General features: G+C 57.7%; 24 protein-coding genes and 1 other RNA gene. 21 read left to right on the plus strand and 4 right to left on the minus strand.

Annotation, left to right across the window (positions count from 1 at the left end):
- Positions 1 to 8 precede the first annotated feature (8 nt).
- The 4 genes from K3724_RS10335 to K3724_RS10350 are packed head-to-tail and all read left to right on the plus strand — an operon-like array spanning position 9 to position 3717.
- The gene (locus K3724_RS10335) at positions 9 to 923 is read left to right on the plus strand and encodes a DMT family transporter (protein WP_259992427.1); all 915 of its coding nucleotides are present in this window, start codon (positions 9 to 11) and stop codon (positions 921 to 923) included.
- A 55-nt stretch (positions 924 to 978) separates the two neighbouring features.
- The gene (locus K3724_RS10340) at positions 979 to 1842 is read left to right on the plus strand and encodes an ATPase (protein ID WP_259992428.1); all 864 of its coding nucleotides are present in this window, start codon (positions 979 to 981) and stop codon (positions 1840 to 1842) included.
- Positions 1843 to 1901: 59 nt separating this feature from the next.
- Entirely contained in the window at positions 1902 to 2819 is a 918-nt protein-coding gene (metA, locus tag K3724_RS10345) for a homoserine O-succinyltransferase (protein ID WP_259992429.1), read from the plus strand.
- Entirely contained in the window at positions 2794 to 3717 is a 924-nt protein-coding gene (locus tag K3724_RS10350; protein WP_259992430.1) for an alpha/beta fold hydrolase, read from the plus strand. The genes metA and K3724_RS10350 overlap by 26 nt, the downstream gene beginning before the upstream one ends.
- 430 nt (positions 3718 to 4147) lie before the next feature.
- Here K3724_RS10350 and K3724_RS10355 read toward each other — a convergent pair whose 3' ends face one another.
- The 4 genes from K3724_RS10355 to K3724_RS10365 all read right to left on the minus strand — a co-directional run bounded on the left by K3724_RS10355 (position 4148) and on the right by K3724_RS10365 (position 6849).
- Positions 4148 to 4450 (minus strand): hypothetical protein, encoded by a 303-nt coding sequence (locus tag K3724_RS10355; RefSeq protein ID WP_259992431.1) that lies wholly within the window; start codon positions 4448 to 4450, stop codon positions 4148 to 4150.
- A gap of 593 nt (positions 4451 to 5043) precedes the next feature.
- Complete coding sequence (locus K3724_RS23980) at positions 5044 to 5679, minus strand: acyl-homoserine-lactone synthase (RefSeq protein WP_409201409.1); 636 nt, start codon at positions 5677 to 5679, stop codon at positions 5044 to 5046.
- Between the two features lie 47 nt (positions 5680 to 5726).
- A complete protein-coding gene (locus K3724_RS10360) occupies positions 5727 to 6317 on the minus strand; it encodes an autoinducer binding domain-containing protein (RefSeq protein ID WP_259992432.1) in 591 nt (196 codons plus the stop codon).
- Between the two features lie 187 nt (positions 6318 to 6504).
- Positions 6505 to 6849 (minus strand): helix-turn-helix transcriptional regulator, encoded by a 345-nt coding sequence (locus K3724_RS10365; protein ID WP_259992433.1) that lies wholly within the window; start codon positions 6847 to 6849, stop codon positions 6505 to 6507.
- A gap of 162 nt (positions 6850 to 7011) precedes the next feature.
- Between K3724_RS10365 and K3724_RS10370 the strand changes: the two genes are divergently transcribed.
- The 17 genes from K3724_RS10370 (at position 7012) to K3724_RS10450 (ending at position 16982) form a co-directional block, all read left to right on the plus strand.
- Entirely contained in the window at positions 7012 to 7308 is a 297-nt protein-coding gene (locus K3724_RS10370; protein ID WP_259992434.1) for a hypothetical protein, read from the plus strand.
- Between the two features lie 17 nt (positions 7309 to 7325).
- Complete coding sequence (locus tag K3724_RS10375; RefSeq protein ID WP_259992435.1) at positions 7326 to 7631, plus strand: hypothetical protein; 306 nt, start codon at positions 7326 to 7328, stop codon at positions 7629 to 7631.
- A complete protein-coding gene (locus K3724_RS10380) occupies positions 7628 to 8452 on the plus strand; it encodes a hypothetical protein (protein WP_259992436.1) in 825 nt (274 codons plus the stop codon). Before K3724_RS10375 ends, K3724_RS10380 begins: the two co-directional genes overlap by 4 nt.
- Positions 8453 to 8636: 184 nt before the next feature.
- Positions 8637 to 9530: a ParB/RepB/Spo0J family partition protein gene (locus K3724_RS10385; protein WP_259992438.1), complete on the plus strand. Its 894-nt coding sequence runs from the start codon at positions 8637 to 8639 to the stop codon at positions 9528 to 9530.
- Positions 9530 to 11662, plus strand: coding sequence for a transposase domain-containing protein (locus K3724_RS10390; RefSeq protein ID WP_259992439.1), 2133 nt, complete (start codon positions 9530 to 9532; stop codon positions 11660 to 11662). The genes K3724_RS10385 and K3724_RS10390 overlap by 1 nt, the downstream gene beginning before the upstream one ends.
- A 64-nt stretch (positions 11663 to 11726) precedes the next feature.
- Positions 11727 to 12470 (plus strand): AAA family ATPase, encoded by a 744-nt coding sequence (locus K3724_RS10395; RefSeq protein ID WP_259992440.1) that lies wholly within the window; start codon positions 11727 to 11729, stop codon positions 12468 to 12470.
- Positions 12467 to 13375: a hypothetical protein gene (locus K3724_RS10400; protein WP_259992441.1), complete on the plus strand. Its 909-nt coding sequence runs from the start codon at positions 12467 to 12469 to the stop codon at positions 13373 to 13375. Before K3724_RS10395 ends, K3724_RS10400 begins: the two co-directional genes overlap by 4 nt.
- Positions 13375 to 13749: a hypothetical protein gene (locus tag K3724_RS10405; RefSeq protein ID WP_259992442.1), complete on the plus strand. Its 375-nt coding sequence runs from the start codon at positions 13375 to 13377 to the stop codon at positions 13747 to 13749. The genes K3724_RS10400 and K3724_RS10405 overlap by 1 nt, the downstream gene beginning before the upstream one ends.
- 125 nt (positions 13750 to 13874) lie before the next feature.
- Positions 13875 to 14162 carry an HU family DNA-binding protein gene (locus tag K3724_RS10410; protein WP_259992443.1) on the plus strand — a complete coding sequence of 96 codons (288 nt, stop codon included), beginning with the start codon at positions 13875 to 13877 and terminating at the stop codon, positions 14160 to 14162.
- Between the two features lie 4 nt (positions 14163 to 14166).
- Positions 14167 to 14239, plus strand: an RNA gene (locus K3724_RS10415) — hammerhead ribozyme type II.
- Positions 14240 to 14253: 14 nt separating this feature from the next.
- Positions 14254 to 14946, plus strand: coding sequence for a DUF3164 family protein (locus K3724_RS10420; protein WP_259992444.1), 693 nt, complete (start codon positions 14254 to 14256; stop codon positions 14944 to 14946).
- On the plus strand, positions 14943 to 15203 hold the full coding sequence (locus K3724_RS10425) for a hypothetical protein (RefSeq protein WP_259992445.1): 261 nt from the start codon (positions 14943 to 14945) through the stop codon (positions 15201 to 15203). The genes K3724_RS10420 and K3724_RS10425 overlap by 4 nt, the downstream gene beginning before the upstream one ends.
- A gap of 105 nt (positions 15204 to 15308) precedes the next feature.
- The gene (locus tag K3724_RS10430; RefSeq protein WP_259992446.1) at positions 15309 to 15632 is read left to right on the plus strand and encodes a hypothetical protein; all 324 of its coding nucleotides are present in this window, start codon (positions 15309 to 15311) and stop codon (positions 15630 to 15632) included.
- A gap of 1 nt (position 15633) precedes the next feature.
- Complete coding sequence (locus K3724_RS10435; RefSeq protein ID WP_259992447.1) at positions 15634 to 15888, plus strand: hypothetical protein; 255 nt, start codon at positions 15634 to 15636, stop codon at positions 15886 to 15888.
- Positions 15888 to 16340, plus strand: a complete 453-nt coding sequence (locus K3724_RS10440; RefSeq protein WP_259992448.1) for a gp16 family protein — start codon at positions 15888 to 15890, stop codon at positions 16338 to 16340. The genes K3724_RS10435 and K3724_RS10440 overlap by 1 nt, the downstream gene beginning before the upstream one ends.
- Positions 16337 to 16603, plus strand: a complete 267-nt coding sequence (locus K3724_RS10445) for a hypothetical protein (RefSeq protein ID WP_134829643.1) — start codon at positions 16337 to 16339, stop codon at positions 16601 to 16603. The genes K3724_RS10440 and K3724_RS10445 overlap by 4 nt, the downstream gene beginning before the upstream one ends.
- Positions 16590 to 16982, plus strand: a complete 393-nt coding sequence (locus K3724_RS10450; RefSeq protein ID WP_259992449.1) for a helix-turn-helix domain-containing protein — start codon at positions 16590 to 16592, stop codon at positions 16980 to 16982. The genes K3724_RS10445 and K3724_RS10450 overlap by 14 nt, the downstream gene beginning before the upstream one ends.
- Positions 16983 to 17030: the final 48 nt, after the last annotated feature.

A 17030-nucleotide genomic window follows, 5' to 3' on the forward strand; every position in this document is an offset into this window, starting at 1 on the left:
TGACCCGCATGAGCCCTCAAAAAACCATATCCCCCCGCGCCTGGGCCGAACTGATACTGCTCGGCGTGATCTGGGGCGGATCGTTTCTGTCGATCCGCATCGCCCTGGACGAAATCCCCGTTGTTACCCTTGTGCTGCATCGCTGCGGCTGGGCGGCGCTGTTCCTGTGGGGCGTGGTGCTGCTGATGCGGCTGCCAGTGCCAAAGGAGCCGCGTATCTGGGGCGCCTTTCTGGTGATGGGCCTTTTGAACAACATCATCCCCTTCGGCCTGATGACCTGGGGACAGCTGTATATTGAGACCGGCCTTACCTCGATCCTGAATGCGGCCACGGCCATTTTCGGCGTCATCGTCGCTGCGCTGGTGTTTGCCGACGAACGGCTGACAGCACGCAAGGCACTGGGAGTGGCGCTCGGGTTTCTCGGCGTGGCCACCGCCATCGGGCTGGAGCAATTTGCCAATTTCGACATCCGAAGCACCGCGCAATTGGCAGTTCTGGCCGGCACCGTGTCTTATGCCTTTGCCAGTGCCTGGGCGCGGCTGAAACTGTCCGGACTGCCGCCGCAGGTGGCGGCTGCCGGTATGCTGACCGGCTCCACCCTCTGCCTGCTGCCGGCAGCCTTGCTGGTTGACGGCCCGGTTTCGCTGAGCCTGGAAACCGGCACCTGGCTATCCATTGCCTATTTTTCGCTGATTGCCACTGCTGGCGCCTATCTGCTGTATTACCGGGTGCTAGCGTTGGCAGGCAGCGGCAACCTGATGCTGGTCACCCTGATCATTCCGCCGGTTGCCATCCTGCTGGGCGCCTGGTGGCTGGGAGAGGAGTTGAAACCGCAGGCCTACGCCGGTTTTGCCCTGCTGGCAGCCGGGCTTATGGTCCTGAACGGCAAACCGGTCCTGCGGCGCAAACGCACACGGAATTGACCAAGCCCCCGCAGGTGATTAGCAAGGCGTGAAACCTTCAGGGACTTGGGATCTCATGCTTTACACTTCTGCGCAGGACTGGCGCGATGCGCCGAACAAACGGGTGCTGTTCTTTGGCATGTCCGGGCTTGGCAAAACCTATGTCAGCAACATCCTGCGCGGCGCCGGCAGCTGGTTCCACTACTCAGTCGATTACCGTATCGGCACCCGCTATATGGGCGAATATATCGCCGACAACGCCAAGGCCGAGGCGATGAAAGTGCCGTTCCTGCGGGACCTTCTGCTGTCGGATTCCATCTTCATCGGCTCCAACATCACGTTTGAGAACCTGACCCCGGTTGCCTCCTATCTGGGCAAACCAGGTGATAAGGCCAAAGGCGGGCTGCCGATTGGCGAATACAAGCGCCGCCAGGAACAGTTCCGGGTCGCCGAAATCCGGGCGCTGCTGGATACGGAATACTTCGCGGGCCGCGCCCAGCAACTTTATGGCTACCCCAATTTCATCTGCGATACTGGCGGGTCGATCTGCGAATGGGTCGATGCCAATGACCCGAACGATCAGGTTCTGTCGGAACTCAGCAAACACACGCTGATGGTCTGGATCAAGGGCAGCGAGGCCCACACGGCAGAACTGGTGCGCCGGTTCGACCGCGCGCCCAAGCCGATGTCCTATCAGCCGGAGTTTCTGGACCGGGTCTGGCAAGAGTATCTTCAGGAAAATGGCGTAGCCGAAGGGGATGTGGACCCTGATACTTTCATCCGCTGGACCTATGCCCAGGCGCTGGCGCACCGCCAGCCGCGCTATCAGGCGATGGCGGACAATTGGGGCGTTACCGTCACCGCCGATCAGATCTCAGCCGTCAAGGATGAGGCGGGTTTCGAGGATTTGATCGCCTCTGCTCTTGAGGCCCGCGGCTAAGCCGCCTATCTGTCGAATTCCGCTATATCGCACAACCTTCCGCAAATCAGGACACTGACATGCCCATCAAGATGCCCGCAGACCTCCCCGCCTATGACGTTCTGACGAACGAAGGCGTGATGGTCATGTCGCCGGACCAGGCGGCGCGTCAGGACATCCGCCCCATCCGCATCGGCCTGCTGAACCTGATGCCCAAGAAGATCCAGACTGAAAACCAGTTTGCCCGGCTGATCGGAGCAACCCCGCTGCAGATCGATCTGAGCCTGATCCGGATGACCGAGCATCAGACCAGGAACACCGCGGCTGAGCATATGGCCGAATTTTACCACTCCTTCCAGGAAGTGAAGCACGAGAAGTTCGACGGCCTGATCATCACCGGCGCCCCGATTGAGCATCTCGACTTCCCCGAGGTGACCTATTGGGAGGAGATGCGCGAGGTGTTCGAATGGACCCAGACCAACGTGCATTCCACCTTTGGCGTCTGCTGGGGCGGCATGGCGATGATCAACCATTTCCACGGCGTGAAGAAACATATGCTGGATCACAAGGCGTTCGGCTGCTTCCGGCACCGGAACCTGGCGCCGGCTTCGCCCTATTTGCGCGGGTTTTCGGATGATTTTGTGATCCCGGTCAGCCGCTGGACCGAGATGAAGCAGACTGAAATCAGCGCGGCACCAGGGCTGAAGACGCTGCTGGGCAGTGACGAAGTCGGCCCCTGCCTGGTTGAGGACAAGGCGCACAACGCGCTCTATATCTTTAACCATTTTGAGTATGACAATGATACGCTGAAGCAGGAATACGACCGCGACGTGGCCAATGGCACCACGATCAACGTGCCGGGCAACTACTATCCGGACGATGATCCCAGCCAGCCGCCGCAAAACCGCTGGCGCAGCCACGCGCATCTTCTTTATGGCAATTGGATCAATGAGATCTACCAGACCACGCCTTATGAAATGGATCAGATCGGCCGCTAAGGTGCTGGTTTACGCAGGCCTTGCACTGGCGGCCGCCGCTGCGCTGACCAACTGGCAGGCGGGCCGCCGCGAGGCGGCGGCTGTCGCAAGCCACCCGCCATTGGGACAAACCCTGGTGGCGGGCAGCCACCGGGTGCATGTGGTAGAGATGGGCCGGCCCAAAGGCAGCGCGCCGGATCTGGTGCTGATCCACGGCTCCAGCGGCAGTACACGCGATATGACCTTCCGGCTGGCACCGGCTTTGGCAGAGGACTTCCGCATCCTGATATTCGACCGGCCCGGACTGGGGTATTCGGACCGCATCAATGGCACCGGGGCCACCATCCGCCAGCAGGCTGCCCTGCTGCGCCAGGCCGCGGCGCAAATGGGGGCGGACAGGCCGATTGTGCTGGGCCAAAGCTATGGCGGCGCGGTTGCGCTGGCCTGGGCGGTGGACCACCCGGACAGTATCTCGGCGCTAGTGACTGTGTCCGGCGTCGCCTATCCTTGGACCACGCCGCTGGACCCGCTGTACCGGGTCACCTCCTCGCGTGCTGGCAGTATGGTGGCGGTGCCCTTGCTGACCGCCTTTGTGCCGGACAATGCTGTGTCCCGATCGCTGCAGGAGGTCTTTGCGCCGCAAGCCGTGCCGGAAGGATATGCGGCCCATTTTGGCCCCGGCCTGTCGCTGCGGCGCACGTCCCTGCGCGCAAATGCCCGGCAACGGGCAAACCTGCTGCAGGAAGTGACCGAACTGTCGCCGCGCTATGGTGAAATCCCGGTTCCGGTGGAAGTTTTGCACGGCACTGCTGACGATCTGGTCAGCCCGGAGCTTCACGCCCAAGGCCTGGCCCGGAATGTGAAAGGCGCGCAGCTGACCCTGCTGGATGGTATCGGCCATATGCCGCAGCATTGTTAGGGGACACTTGATATTGCAGTAACCGGAAGAGGCCGGATGAAGCCGGAAGAACCCGGATGAGGCCATATAAAAAAGGGCTTTCAGGAAGGTTTGAACCTGTAATGGGGCTCGGGGCGTTTGTCCTTCAATACCCGGCAAAATGGCCGATATGGCGCCTGAAGGCAAATCTGGGACACTTCCCGTTGCAAACTCTCAAACACCCCTGAAAGGCCCGTAAAACAGGGTTTTAACGCAGGAGCGGCGGCGGGTAGGCTCCTGAAATCGAGTTCCCGAACTTGGAACTAGCCCTAAAAATTTCGGGACACTTCCAAGAACGGGATTATCGCTTCAAATACTTAGGGTTAAGCGCACAGCGGCGGGAAAACACCTTGCCCGAACTTGGAAACGAATTCTGCTGCTTCTCGCTCAACAGACCCTAAGACAATTTGGGTCACTTCGGAGGCACAGAAAGTGAAGCTAGGGCCTGCTTCATCTCAGCGACGATGCCAGAATACTCGGCAATGAGACCATCCAAATTTGCGACGCGCTTGTCAGTCACATCTTCAAGGTTCGAAGGGTCTGAACCGACATAGCTTCTTTGACCGTCCTGGTAGATCTGCTTTTCGTGCCGGAAGGTTTCTATACTCCTGGAAAACGTTTCGATGACCGACCTAATTCCATCCACGTTCAACTTAGAGCCGGACATCTCCACCTCAATCCGGTTTTGGTTCACGCGTTTTACTTTTACTGTCATTTGAGCCTCTATCTCAGTTGGTTTCTTGGCGTAGATTTCTACGCGCTCAACCTAGATAGGGATTTCCGCCGTCCATTCAATGCAAGCGGCACAACATGTTGATTTCCTGATGTAGATCACACAACATATGGGGCCGCTGGCCGCTAACCCTTGTCGACTGCGCGGCTTCTCCGCGTAACCAGGCGCCGCCGCAGTGCTGCCCGCTCTGCTATGGTATCTGAAAGAATGCGCCGTTTAAGGGCAATGCGAGCGTCCAAAACGCTAAGGCGCTGTTTTTCCTCATCATTTGCAAATTCACGCCATCCCTTGTCTACCTGTGACTGGTATACATCTGCTTTCGGCATTGGCATTTTCCCTTTGTTTTCAAGGAAACCCGTATACCAGTTACTGGTATACGGGGAGAAATGAGGCCCGCGATTGCCTTATACCGGCCGCTCTGGTAGGCATTCTGCAGCCTTAGGTTCCTTTTGACCAGGGCGCCGATTCCCTCAGCATTCCGACGCCCTGCCCCGCCACCATTTTATGGTGCTTTCGCACCATAAGCCGCTTTATGTTCACTCTGGCACCGCCCTTCGACGGCGCCATAAGCGCGGCTATGTTAGCATCGCGGGTGCGGTAGATCGCGAAACTGAACCAACATCATCTGTACCAGTTTCAAAATCCCACCGAAGAACACAAATTCGCCCATCCCGCTGGTCGGTAACCGGGCCAAACTGCCTAACGGCAAACCCCGCCCTGCGGAATGTCCGCAAGAAGATCGGGTTCATCAGTCCCAACATTGTTACGCCTCCTCGCGAGACGACATGACTGCGTGCCGCAGTAATCAATGCCACCAACACGCTATTCCTCATCCGCATCTCCACTGAAGGAGAAACTGCAAGACGGGAAGCCTCCCACACGCTGCTGGAAGCCAGTTCTTCTTGCATAATGTTTGCAGGCAAGTTTGGAATGTTCCCGCGATGCGCATCCAGGATCATGTATGTTGTGCCGCTATGCTCGCTGTCAGTTCGAAGCAACCGCAGGCAGCCCACCAACTTCCCGGCAGCAACGGCAGCAAGATGGACTGAGGCTGGTATGTCGTATTGATCGAACTCGCAACCGAAACTCTCGTGCAAGTTCCACCCCATAGATGAAATGAAGACTTCTCGCCGCAAGCGTAGGCAATCGGTGTACAGGTCCAGCCGGGTTTCAGGGTTAGTCAGGTCGATTAGGTGTGTCACAATCATCATTCAGAGCCGTTATTCATAATTCGTTATGATGATACCCAAGCTACTCACTAAATCATAGGAATGATCCCACTCCACTTCCTTATGGAGTATAGGGACAACGCTGCTCTGAAATTTGAAACGCCGAGCTTACTGCATATCACTTTCTTCCTCTGCGCGATTGCGGAGATCGACACTCTCAACTCGCTAGCAATTTGCTTATCCAACAAGCCCTCCTCGCACATTTCCATAAAGTCGACCTGACCGTCGGACAGGTTATCCACCCCCTCAAGCAGGACAGTCTTGTGCGCTGCCTGGCAAGCATGGTGCAAGGCCGGTGCAGCTCGCCCATCAAGGTCATGATTTACACCACCAAAGATCATTCTGTTGCCTCCAAAGGCTGATACGGAAATGAAGTTACTGTCAGCACCGAATTGCCGAGCCTCTTCAAACAGGGGCGAAGACATTTCCTCTTGAGAAAGAAGCTTCGACGCCGATCTGCCCCCGCACTGCTTTGTGAAGTGAAAGACCGGGTCAACCGCGTGAAACTTGTGATCAAAATATCTCTGATGCCATTCCGCACTGAAACTTGTTTCCGCTGATGTTGGCACCTCGCCGGGGGACAGGATCACAAATCCAAACCCCGAAAAACTTTCTTGCATAAAGTGCATCACTGTGAAAATAATCCCTCTAGAGACGTCATTTTCATAATCAAACGTGAAAAATCATAATATGTCAACAAAAATTCGGATTTCACGATGAGGTCGCCACGCGATGACTTAGTCGCAAAAATTGAGCGCCTCCCGAAGGAAGCGCTCTCGATGGTCATCATTGCTGTCTTGGATCTTGCTAGTCTTGATGAGACTCAAGGTGCTCCGCAAAACGAACCTCAAGCTCGCGAACTAGAGCCGGCAACACCTCATCTGGCAGATCGTTAATAAGCTGCCGCAGAACTGCTTTTGGATTACTCAGCGGATTATCGGTGTCCAGATCCGAGACTGAAGAAAGACCAAGCGCCTCTACCACCTTAACAATCGAGCGTTGGCTAAGCTCAGCGGTAGACCCGCTCGTGAACTTTGAAAGTGTATTTGGCGAGAGCTTAACAGAGTTCGCAACCCTCGTAGGGTTTGTTCCCTGGGCAGCCATCAAGATGCGAATGTTTCGCCGCCGCCGCTCCCAATCCACTTCAGTCATCACCAGTCTCCGTAGTCTGATCATGGTTATCATACTGCAGTATGATTTCCTCAACCTGTATTTTTTTGCAGGTGGTTCCCTAGTGTGATTTTTGGCATAATTTGATGTTGTAAATCATAATCAATTATGATTTACTGTCTCACAACATAACGTGAGGCAAAGATGATCAACGCACCCGAACAGCATATTGTTCCAGTCATCCCCTCCCCAGAGCAGTTTGCAGAGTGGGTGAGTGGGTCATTGGAACGTCTCAAAAAGCGGCCTAGCCACTACCTCTTGGAGGAAGGGGTGCCAGGTTCCAAAAACCGGGTCTCTAACTTCATCAAAAACCCTGAGTTTTTGCGGCTTCACTTAGCCTGTGAATTGCAGCGCCAAATCCTGACTGATGCAGTCCGATACGGCGTGAACCTAGACCCCATTAAAATACAACAACTTAGCTCAATCATCCGTTCTAATTGACCCGGAGCTATATTTTGATGCGCATTTTAATTTTGGCGGGCATTTCAAACCGCCTCTCCAACCTTTTCAGCCAGTCCCGCACGCCTGCTAGCAGCGGCCTGGCTCAACTTCCCGGCAGCCATGGGGATGCGCTGCCGGGGCCTTTTTATTCCCGCTTACCACTCGCCGGAACGGGTCCCAGCCTTGCCTCATTTCTGGCTGGCTGGGGCCAAAGAGCGCGCGAGTTGTGGCCCCGCCCGGCCGATCTGGCCGGTGATGCAATCGGCGCAGCCTGCGTGTTCGCCCTGCCCTTCCTGTTCTTGTTTGGAGCCTTTTTGAAATGAGCATTGAAACCTTGAAATTCCCCCACCCGCCGCATGAACGTGCAAAGGCCCTGATCGAAGCCGCAAAAAATTATGCGGCAGCGCGCGAGGAATATGAGGCCGCAGATCAAAATCTATGGAATGCGGATGGCTTAGCGCCATCAGAAGTAGACCGGATTGGAGATCGCTTCGACGAGGCTTTCGAACGCATGGCCGAACACCAAGAACGGGTGGCGGATCTGGTTGCTGACCTGACCAAAGACGGCTCATTGGCATCGGTCAGTGCGCTGCTGGGGCGGCGGCGGTCCGCCCAGCAGATCGGCTTCTATGACATTGATTCTGCGAGAGAGCTTGCGAAACACCGTAAAGCGCTGCGTGACAGGTGCCGGGAGGAGCGCTTACGGGCCCCTAAACAGACCTGGCGGAACATCGAACGGATCCTAATCCCCGGCTATCTGTTCAATCGGGTAATTCGAGCAGTAACACCTCCTCGGGTGTTGGCTGGTCCAAAAATAGTAAAGCTTCTCGAGCAACGACAGGAACGGCTTGCCGGAACGGAGTTTTCGCAGGGCTATCGAGCTTGGTGGAAAGAGACGCAGCTATGTCTAATGCGGTGGCTGCTTGAAGCGCCAGAAACCGCGCCTGAACCCACAGCAGAAATCCCTTTCCCAAGTCCAGCTTTGCAAGGGATCGCTCGCGATCTGTCGGACCTTCGGAAAGGAATGTTAGCGCAGGCTGATCGTTCTTCAGGAGATCCAAGTGGATCACCGGCCACTGCTGCTCAATCTTCGGCAGCATCTGCTGCCGCGTCTGCAGATCAAATAGATCCAGAAGCTCATTAGCATGGTCGCATGCTTCCCAGAAATAGCGGTCGAGACTGCTGTTGCCCAATGGTTTCTCCATCCTGAGGACCTGCAGGGCGACTGTACTGCCGCAAATCTGGGGCGCAACCCCGCCGGCCATGCTGCACAGAACGGCAGGCCATCCCTTGAAACCCCTGAATTCAATCAAAGTGGAGCATCCCCAATGACCCCTCCAAATTGGCAGAAAATTCAAACCCTTCCGGTTGCTGATATCCAAGTGGAAGAACGCCTGCGCACGGCCTCCCCCACGGCGGTTGCCAGCATTGTTTCGTCCATCCATGAGGTCGGCAGCATCCTGCAGCCGCTGCTGGTGCGCAGGGTCAAAGACGGCTACCGGCTGATGGATGGCCTGCACCGCCTGACCGCCGCCAAGGAAGCCGGGCTGGAAGAAGTGCCGGTCAAGGTCAGCGAATGCACCAACGACCAGGCCATCCGGATTGAGGTTGACGCCAATGTGGCCGGCGCCCCGCTGACACCGTTGGATATGGCCGTGTTTCTGGCCGCGCACAAAGAGCTGTATGAGCGGGAAAACCCCGAAGCCAGACGCGGCAGCGCGGGCGGGCGTACAAAGAACGATGTGCTAACTGACAAAATGTCAGTTAGCAGTTTTGCCGCCAACGCCGCCGAGGTGTTCGACAAGGGCGAACGCCAGATTTTCCGCCTGATCAGTGTCGGCGAAAAGCTGTCCAAGGATGAAATCACCCAACTGCGGGACGCACCGAACAAGGTGCGTTTCAAAGACTTGGAACACATCGCCAAATGCGGCGAACAGACAGACCGCAGCGCCATATGCGCGGCCCTGGGCAGCGGTGAGGCCAAATCCGCCAAAGAGGTGATGGCCCGCAAAAAGGCCCCCGGGGCGGCGGTGCAATCCACCACGGACCAGCAGGCCGCCAAGATCACCGACGCCTGGCTGCGCGGGTCCAAAGCTGCACGGACGCAATTTGCGGAGAAATTCCGCGATGAGCTGCTGGAGCTTCTGCAGGAGGCCGAAGACAGTGACACGCCCGCCTCTGAAGTTGTGATGTTTCAAGCCCGCGACCGGGAGGACGACTGATGGTCAGCGGCATCACACCCGAAAAGGAATGGTGGACGGCAGCGGAAATTGCCGAGGCAAAGCTGCCGGGATTGCCGGGCAGCGTGCGCGGAGTGAACGCTTTTGCAGAGCGCTGGGGCTGGAAAAACAACCCGGCAGCGTTGCAACGCAGGCCGGGGCGCGGTGGCGGGCTGCTGTTTCATTGGTCGGTGCTGCCGTCTGCCGCTCGTGAAAAACTGGCGATGCAGGAAGCCGCCGCGCCAGTAGAGCGCCCTGACCGGACTACCGCCTGGGTGACCTATGAAAAGCTGTCCCAGAAGGCCAAAGACGAGGCTGCGGCACGGCTGGATGCAATCCAGAAAGTTGAGCTGCTGCACGGCAGCGGCACGGCCCATGTTCAAGCCGTGGCAACCATTGCGGCTGAATTCAACGCCAGCCCGCGCACGATCTATAACTGGCTGGCGCTGATTGAGGGCATCCCGGCGGTGGATCAGCTTGCCTACCTGGCACCTCAGCCGCCTAAGAAACGCACCCGGAAAGAAGACCGTGCCAAATTCAAGCCGTTCATGGACTGGCTGAAGAGCGTTTTCCTGCAGTTTGAGGGGCCGACCTTTTCCCAATGCTACAGGAAGGCGAAGCTTAAAGCCGAAAAAGAAGGCTGGCCCTTCCCCATCCAGAAAACCGCCAAGCGGTGGGTAGATGCTGAGGTGCAGCGCACCACCCAGATTTATACTCGTGAAGGCCCGCGCGGGCTGATGCGCTGTTATCCGGCGCAGATCCGCGACCGCTCGTCTCTGACAGCAATGGAAGCTGTGAATGCCGACTGCCACAAGATCGACGTCTTTGTGGAATGGCCCGATGGCACCGTAAACCGCCCCCAAATCATCGCTTTTCAGGACCTTTACTCCAACAAAATCCTGTCCTGGCGGGTGGACCATGACCCTAACAAAGTCATGGTGATGGCGGCTTTTGGCGAGATGATCGACAACTGGCGCATTCCCAAGCGGTGCCTGTTCGACAACGGCCATGAATTCGCAAACAAGTGGATGACAGCGGGGGCGCCGACCCGGTTCCGGTTCAAGATCCGGGAGACCGATCCGGTGGGCGTGCTGCCGCTGCTGGGCATCCAAATGCACTGGGCTACCCCGGCGCACGGACAAGCTAAGCCGATTGAACGGGCCTTCCGGGATATTGCCAGCGACATTGCAAAAGACCCCCGCTTTGCAGGTGCCTATGTCGGCAACCGCCCCACTGCCAAGCCTGAAAACTACGGCAGCCGCGCTGTGAAACTGGCTGAATTTCTTGAAGTTCTGGCCGAAGGCATTGAAGAACACAATGCCCGCCCCGGCCGCCGGTCTGCCAACGCCAACGGAAGGTCCTTTGACGAGACCTTTGCAGACAGCTACGCCACGACCACGCTTCTGAAGGCGACCGAAGAACAGCGCAACCTTTGGCTTATGGGCCAGGACACCGGCAAGCTGCACAAGCACAACGGCAGTCTGAATTTCCACGGCAACGTCTATCACTGCGACTGGATGAGCCAGGAGGCCAACCGCAACATTGTTGTGCGCTTCGATCCTGAAGACCTGCACAGCGGCGTTCATATCTACAGTGCCGAAGGCGCGCACCTGGGCTTTGCCGAATGTCAGCAGAAAATCGGCTTCTTTGATCTTGAGGGTGCGCGCTCGACCGCGAAGCGGAACCGTCAGATCAAAAAGGCTGAAAAGAAACTCGCAGAGCTGCACCGCCCGCATACGCCGGAACAACTCGGGGCTGACCTGAACGGGATCCGCAAAGAAACAACCGCACTGATGGAAGCCAAGGTGGTGAAGCCCGTGTTTCCCAAGACCCCCAGGGTCTCAACCTTCAGGCAGCATTCGGACCCCAGCGCCGAGGCGGCCCAGGACGCCCTCATTCTGCAGATCGGCGCCAAACGGAAGAAACCCGAACCCTCCCCCAAACAGGAGACATTCAAGGTGGCCGCAACACGAGACGAACGGTTTGCCCAGGCGCAGGAAATCGAGCGCAGGCAGCAAAACGGCGCCCCGGTCGGGGAGCGCGAGGCCAGCTGGCTGAAAGGCTACCAGCAGCATTCGGAATACGAGGCGCTGGCAGCGCTGAAACAGGCATTCGGCGGCAATAACGCCGGGTAGATCACAAAAAAACCGCCGCCTGGATGGACCCCATGGCGACGGCATTGATTGACTAGGAGCGAGCATGACACAGACCTTGGAAATCGGCAATAGCGTACAGCCGTTGACCAACGTGGCGACAATGGCTGAGCTGGTAAAAGAGCTGCAGAACCGGACCTTTGGAATGCCGGGTTTGGGGGTGTTTTACGGCTACCCCGGATATGGCAAAACCTTTGGTGCCATCTTCTGCGCCTCTGCCTTTGACGTCATCCATATTTCCATGCAGGGCGATTGGACCAAAAAGACCTTTTTGGAGCGGCTGCTGAACGAGCTGGGCGTGGCGCCCAAGCGGGTGGTGCCCGATATGGTACTGCAGGCCTGCGAAGAACTGGCGCTGGATGGCCGCACGCTGATTGTCGATGAGGCCGACTATGCCTTCCGGCGCGGCGTGATTGAGCTGATCCGGGATTTGCACGATGGGTCGGAAACTCCGGTTGTCATGATCGGCATGGAAGAGTTCCCGCAGAAGCTCCGGAAATACGAACTCATTGACAGTCGGGTTATGTCCTGGGTCGCCGCGCAGCCGGCAACCTTGAAAGACGCGAGCCTTCTGGCAAGCGTTTATGCCGAGGGCGTGGACGTTGCCGAGGATCTTCTGGACGCCATTATGGAACGCAACACAGGCAACGTGCGGCGCATGGTGACCGATCTTGCCCAGGTCAAAGGCGAGGCAAACAAGCTTGGCCAGACCAGCATGACGCTGCAGGACTGGGGCGGCATCGAATTCCGGCGCAAAGACGCGCCCAGCCCGCGCCGGGGGTTGAAATGACCCAAGTCACCGCCCGCGATGCCGCTGAAACCGAGATCCTCGAATTCATCCAAACCCGGTTGCGGTTTACCCGGAAAGAACTGAACGAACACTGCAGCGCCAGCAATTGGAAGCAAGAGAACTTCCTGCGTGAGTTGACCCGCAGGGGCGTTGTCAGCAAATGCGAGAGCGTAGGGAAAAAGCGTTATTACACTGCTTTTGGGGCCGATCAGACTGCGGAGACAGTTGCTGAAGCCACCATGCAATCCCCAGTAAGCACGCTCGGCACCTCCCATCACGAACACAGCTCTGGAGAGGCTGACCGTCAACTAGAACGGTTGTTGAAAAAGATGCAAGACACCCCAAAAACCGAGATGGAATTCCTGCCTGTCAAACCGGAAACTCCGGAAGAGCAGCACATCTGGGACTACATTTCCGGACGCCCCTATTTCAGCAGATCCGATGTTGAAATGGCCTGTGCGTCAGAGATTATCCGCCGCCGGTTTCTGCGCCGCCTTCAAGACGCAGGCATTATGAGGGCGTGGGGAAGCAGCCAAGGGCGGACCCTATTTACGGTCAAAACTGCGGAGGAAGCACGCGAAATAGCCAAAGACAAAAGGGGTTCCTTGGAGGGCATCATCTGGACCGCCATCCGTCATCAAAAGCGCTTTAAGCCCCTGGACCTCTTTGCTGCACTGGCGCCTGCGAGACCGGAAATCACTCTGCAGCTTATCGTCGGTTACTGCCGGATGCTGCGCCTGTCGGGATACATTCGCGTGTCTGCTAGAACACGGAATTTGAATGCCGATACGCCTCTGTTTCTAATAAAAAACACTGGCCCGCTGCCGCCCCAAAAAAAGCGGATGACTGTGATTGTCGATGCCAACGATGACAGGATTATCTATGCACCAGGGGGGCGCCTGTGATGAGTGACCGCCTGATACTTGCCCAGGACGGCTGGGGCGAAGTTCTGCCCGATTGGGTGGAAGTCCTGGTGCGTGAATGCGACCAGTCTTCGCAGAACTCTGTTGCCGGTAAGCTTGGCCTCAGTGCCACAGTTGTCAGCCAGGCCATTCGCAACCGCTATGGCGGCTCGCTTGTCCGCATTGAAGCCGCCGTGCGCGACGTCTTCATGAGTGCCCCGGTCCTTTGCCCTGCCCTGAAAACCGAGATCCCCAGCGCTGCCTGCCTTGCACACCGCCGCCGCGCGGAAAAGTGGACACATTCCAGCCCGTTCCGGGTCCGGATGATACGCGCCTGCCGCGCCTGCTCGAAATTCAACAAGGAATCCGAAGAATGAACATCCGGCATCCGCTCAAGATCCGGATCGGGATTTTCCTGCGCCGCATTGCCGACCGCCTGGACCCGACAGGCGCCTAAACCCCGCGCAAACCCGCGCACCACCCAGCCAGAGGAGACAAGACCATGGCGACTAAACTGACCAAGAAAGACCTGATCCGCATCATTGCGGAAAACCAAGACCGCACCCAGGAAGATGTAAGCGCCACGCTTGAAGCCATTTTGGAACAGATCACCCAAGCGGCCAAGAACGGACAGGAAGTATCGCTGCACGGGTTTGGCAGCTTCACCCGCAAGGACCGCGCCGCCCGGCAGGGCCGCAATCCCAAGACCGGCGAAAGCCTGCAAATCGCGGCCTCCTCTGCCCTGAGCTTCAAAGCCCACAAAGCGGTGAAAGACCTTCTGAACGCCTGACCCGATGCGAAACCCGCCCGGTGCATCCGGGCGCGGTCACCAGGGCGTGGCGGTCCTGGTCTGATGAGCAGCTAAACTGAGAGAAATTTTCATGTCAGAACAGACCACCCAAACGCTCGCCGGAACAGTCTTTGAACCGGCACCAATGCCCGACCCGGTCATTACTGCAAACGGCAACGACTACATGATGGACGCGCGTGGCGACCTCAAACCCGTTGAAACCATCAAGGCCCAGTACAAGCTCGAAGACGAGCTGGTACGGGGGGAATTCGGCTTTGCCTTGGCCCTCTCCCAGCAGGTCGCCCGCTTCAAAGGCCACGGCTATGAAAACCTGGGCAACTTCGACGCTCTGCTGGATCAGAAGTACGGGGTGACAAAAGGCGGAACGAAAGGGAACAAAACCTACGCCACCTATGACGGGCTGTTCCAGATCAAGGTTCGTGTTCAGGATCGGCTTGATTTCGGGCCGGAAATGGCGTCCGCCAAGGCACTGTTTGATGAATGCTTGAACGAATGGTCTGAAGCCACGCGACCGGAGATGCGGGCCATTGTGACCAACGCTTTTGATACGGACAGGGAAGGCCAGATCAACCGGGCCAATGTGTTCATTCTTCTGAACACGGAAAGCGAGGACCCGCGCTGGCTTCGCGGGCAAGAGGCCATCCGGGACGCAATCCGGGTGATCGGCTCGGCCAGCTACCTGCAGTACCGTTTCCGCAAAAGCCACTCCGCCGGCTGGCAGACCGTTACTATCGACCTTGCAAAGGCAGAGGCGCCCGTATGAGCGCTTTACCCTTCTTTGACCCCCGCACCGCAATTGAGGTTTCCGGCGACGACAGCCCGGTTTCCGGCGGCGTGCGGGCGGTCCTGGAACGCGGCTATGCCATGCGGCTGAATTCCGGCCGCCTGGACGGCAAACTGCTGGCTGCCACGCCGCAGGAGCTGGAAGAGATTTCAGAGGCCCTGAGCCTGCCCCTGAGCGTCCTCCAAAACCGCAGCGCAGTGCTGGAGGCCACTTTGGCCCGCCAGTTCGCCGAGTAATCCAATTTGAGGAAAAACTGTATGCCAATTTCTGACGTACACGCACCCCACGAACCCGCGAAATTCGCCGACCTCAGCACCGCACCTGAAGGCAGCACAGTGCATTTGAAAGGCAGCGAATTCCTGTGGAGCGTTGAAATGCCCGTTAATCAGGCCCTTGCCATGGAAGCCGACGGCTTTGATGTGCATTGGCTTATGCCTTCTTCACAGCCTCCCAGCCGTGATCCGCGCACGGAGCGTAAAGCACTTTCAGTTGCATTGAATTACGGGGCTTACATCGCGCTGCCGTTTGCGTGGTGGTGGCCTGCTGAAGCCTTTGGCGCGTTCATGGCGGCGAGCCTGATAGGCCGCCATTTGGAAGCCAGCATCCTGCGCAAAGAGCGCGACGAAGCCCGTGCAGCAATCCGAAACCGGCAGCAGGAACCCTAACATGGCAATGACCGAAGACGAAATTCGCGATGCAGCCCGCCGCAGCTTTCGCGTCTACACGCAGAAACAACGCTGGGCTGGCCGTGTGCTGGGAAACGCGGTGGCGCTGCTGAAACAAGGGGCGGAAGTTTCCCGCATTTCCCCCGAACGCTTTGACGCCATCGTGCGGGAAGAAATGGCCGAAGCGCGGCAACGCATGGAAGCCGATGAAGCTGCAAGCCACCCGGTTGCGACCGTGTTGAGCGAGGCCTCCTGATGACCCGAGCGCTTCAGCAAAAGATCCACGTCGGCTGCCGTGAGCTGGGCCTCGACAGTGACGGCCGCCGCGATCTGCAGCTTGCCGTCACCGGCAAAGCCTCCATGAAAGACATGACCGAGGCCGATTTAAACAGTGTTTTAAAGCGCCTTAAATCGGATGGTTTCAAAGCCAGCAGCGGCGGTAAAAAGCACAAGCTGTCGTCCCGTGCCGACCTGCGCCTGGTGCACGTTCTGTGGCGTGAATTGGGCGCTGCCGGCGCACTGCGCGACCCCAGCCGCAAGGGTCTGAATAAGTTCATCCGCTCCCGGTTTGAAAAGACCTGGCAATCGGTTCCTGCCGACGTGGATATGCTGCGCCAGCATGAGCAGATCGACCAGGTTATTCAGGCCCTGAAAAGCTGGGGACAGCGGGCGGATATCGACTTTGCCTGGGAGGATCATCAGCGATGAAGAAGTTCCGCCACTCTGTGTCCGACAATGCCGTCCTGCGCCATCTGGAACGTGTGGAAGGCGTGAACATAAGTGCAGTGCGCCGCAAGATTGCCCGCATCGCAGATCTTCAGGCCGATCACCCTTTTGCAACAGGCGTTCTTTCCGGCGGGTTTTCGTACAAGATCCAGGACGGCGTTGTAACAACAGTCCTGCCTGCCCCTGGCCGCCGCAATAAGAGCAAGCGCAAAGCGCCAAAGGCCCGGATCAATGGCAAAGGATGAGCTGAGTTTTCCTAAGCCGCCTGCCCAGGTGGAACCTTATATGGAAGCCCTGGGGCTTGAGGACACCTTGCGTTTCCTTGAAGCCTTCGGCGGCGTTGAAACCTACATCGCCACCCATCCGACCGCCCGGTCCAAGGTTGTTGAGCTGATTGGCTACCCTAAGGCCCGGATGCTGGCAGCCATTGAAAACCGCTTGCAGCGCCGTGTTCCCCTGGTCAAGGAATGGCGCGCGGCAGTCTACCACTCTCAGGGCTTGCCAACCGTGCAAATTGCTCTCAAGCTTGGCGTGACCGACGTCAGCGTCCGCCGCTGGCTGCAGAAACCGGGTGTGCGGCGCAAGTCCGACCCGAACCAGCCTTCCCTGTTTCCCGGCGTATAGCGCCAACTGACCCGCACATAGGTGCGGGTGTATTGCCCCTCCCAGACC

The organism is Leisingera sp. M658 (genome assembly GCF_025144145.1).
Taxonomy (GTDB): domain Bacteria; phylum Pseudomonadota; class Alphaproteobacteria; order Rhodobacterales; family Rhodobacteraceae; genus Leisingera.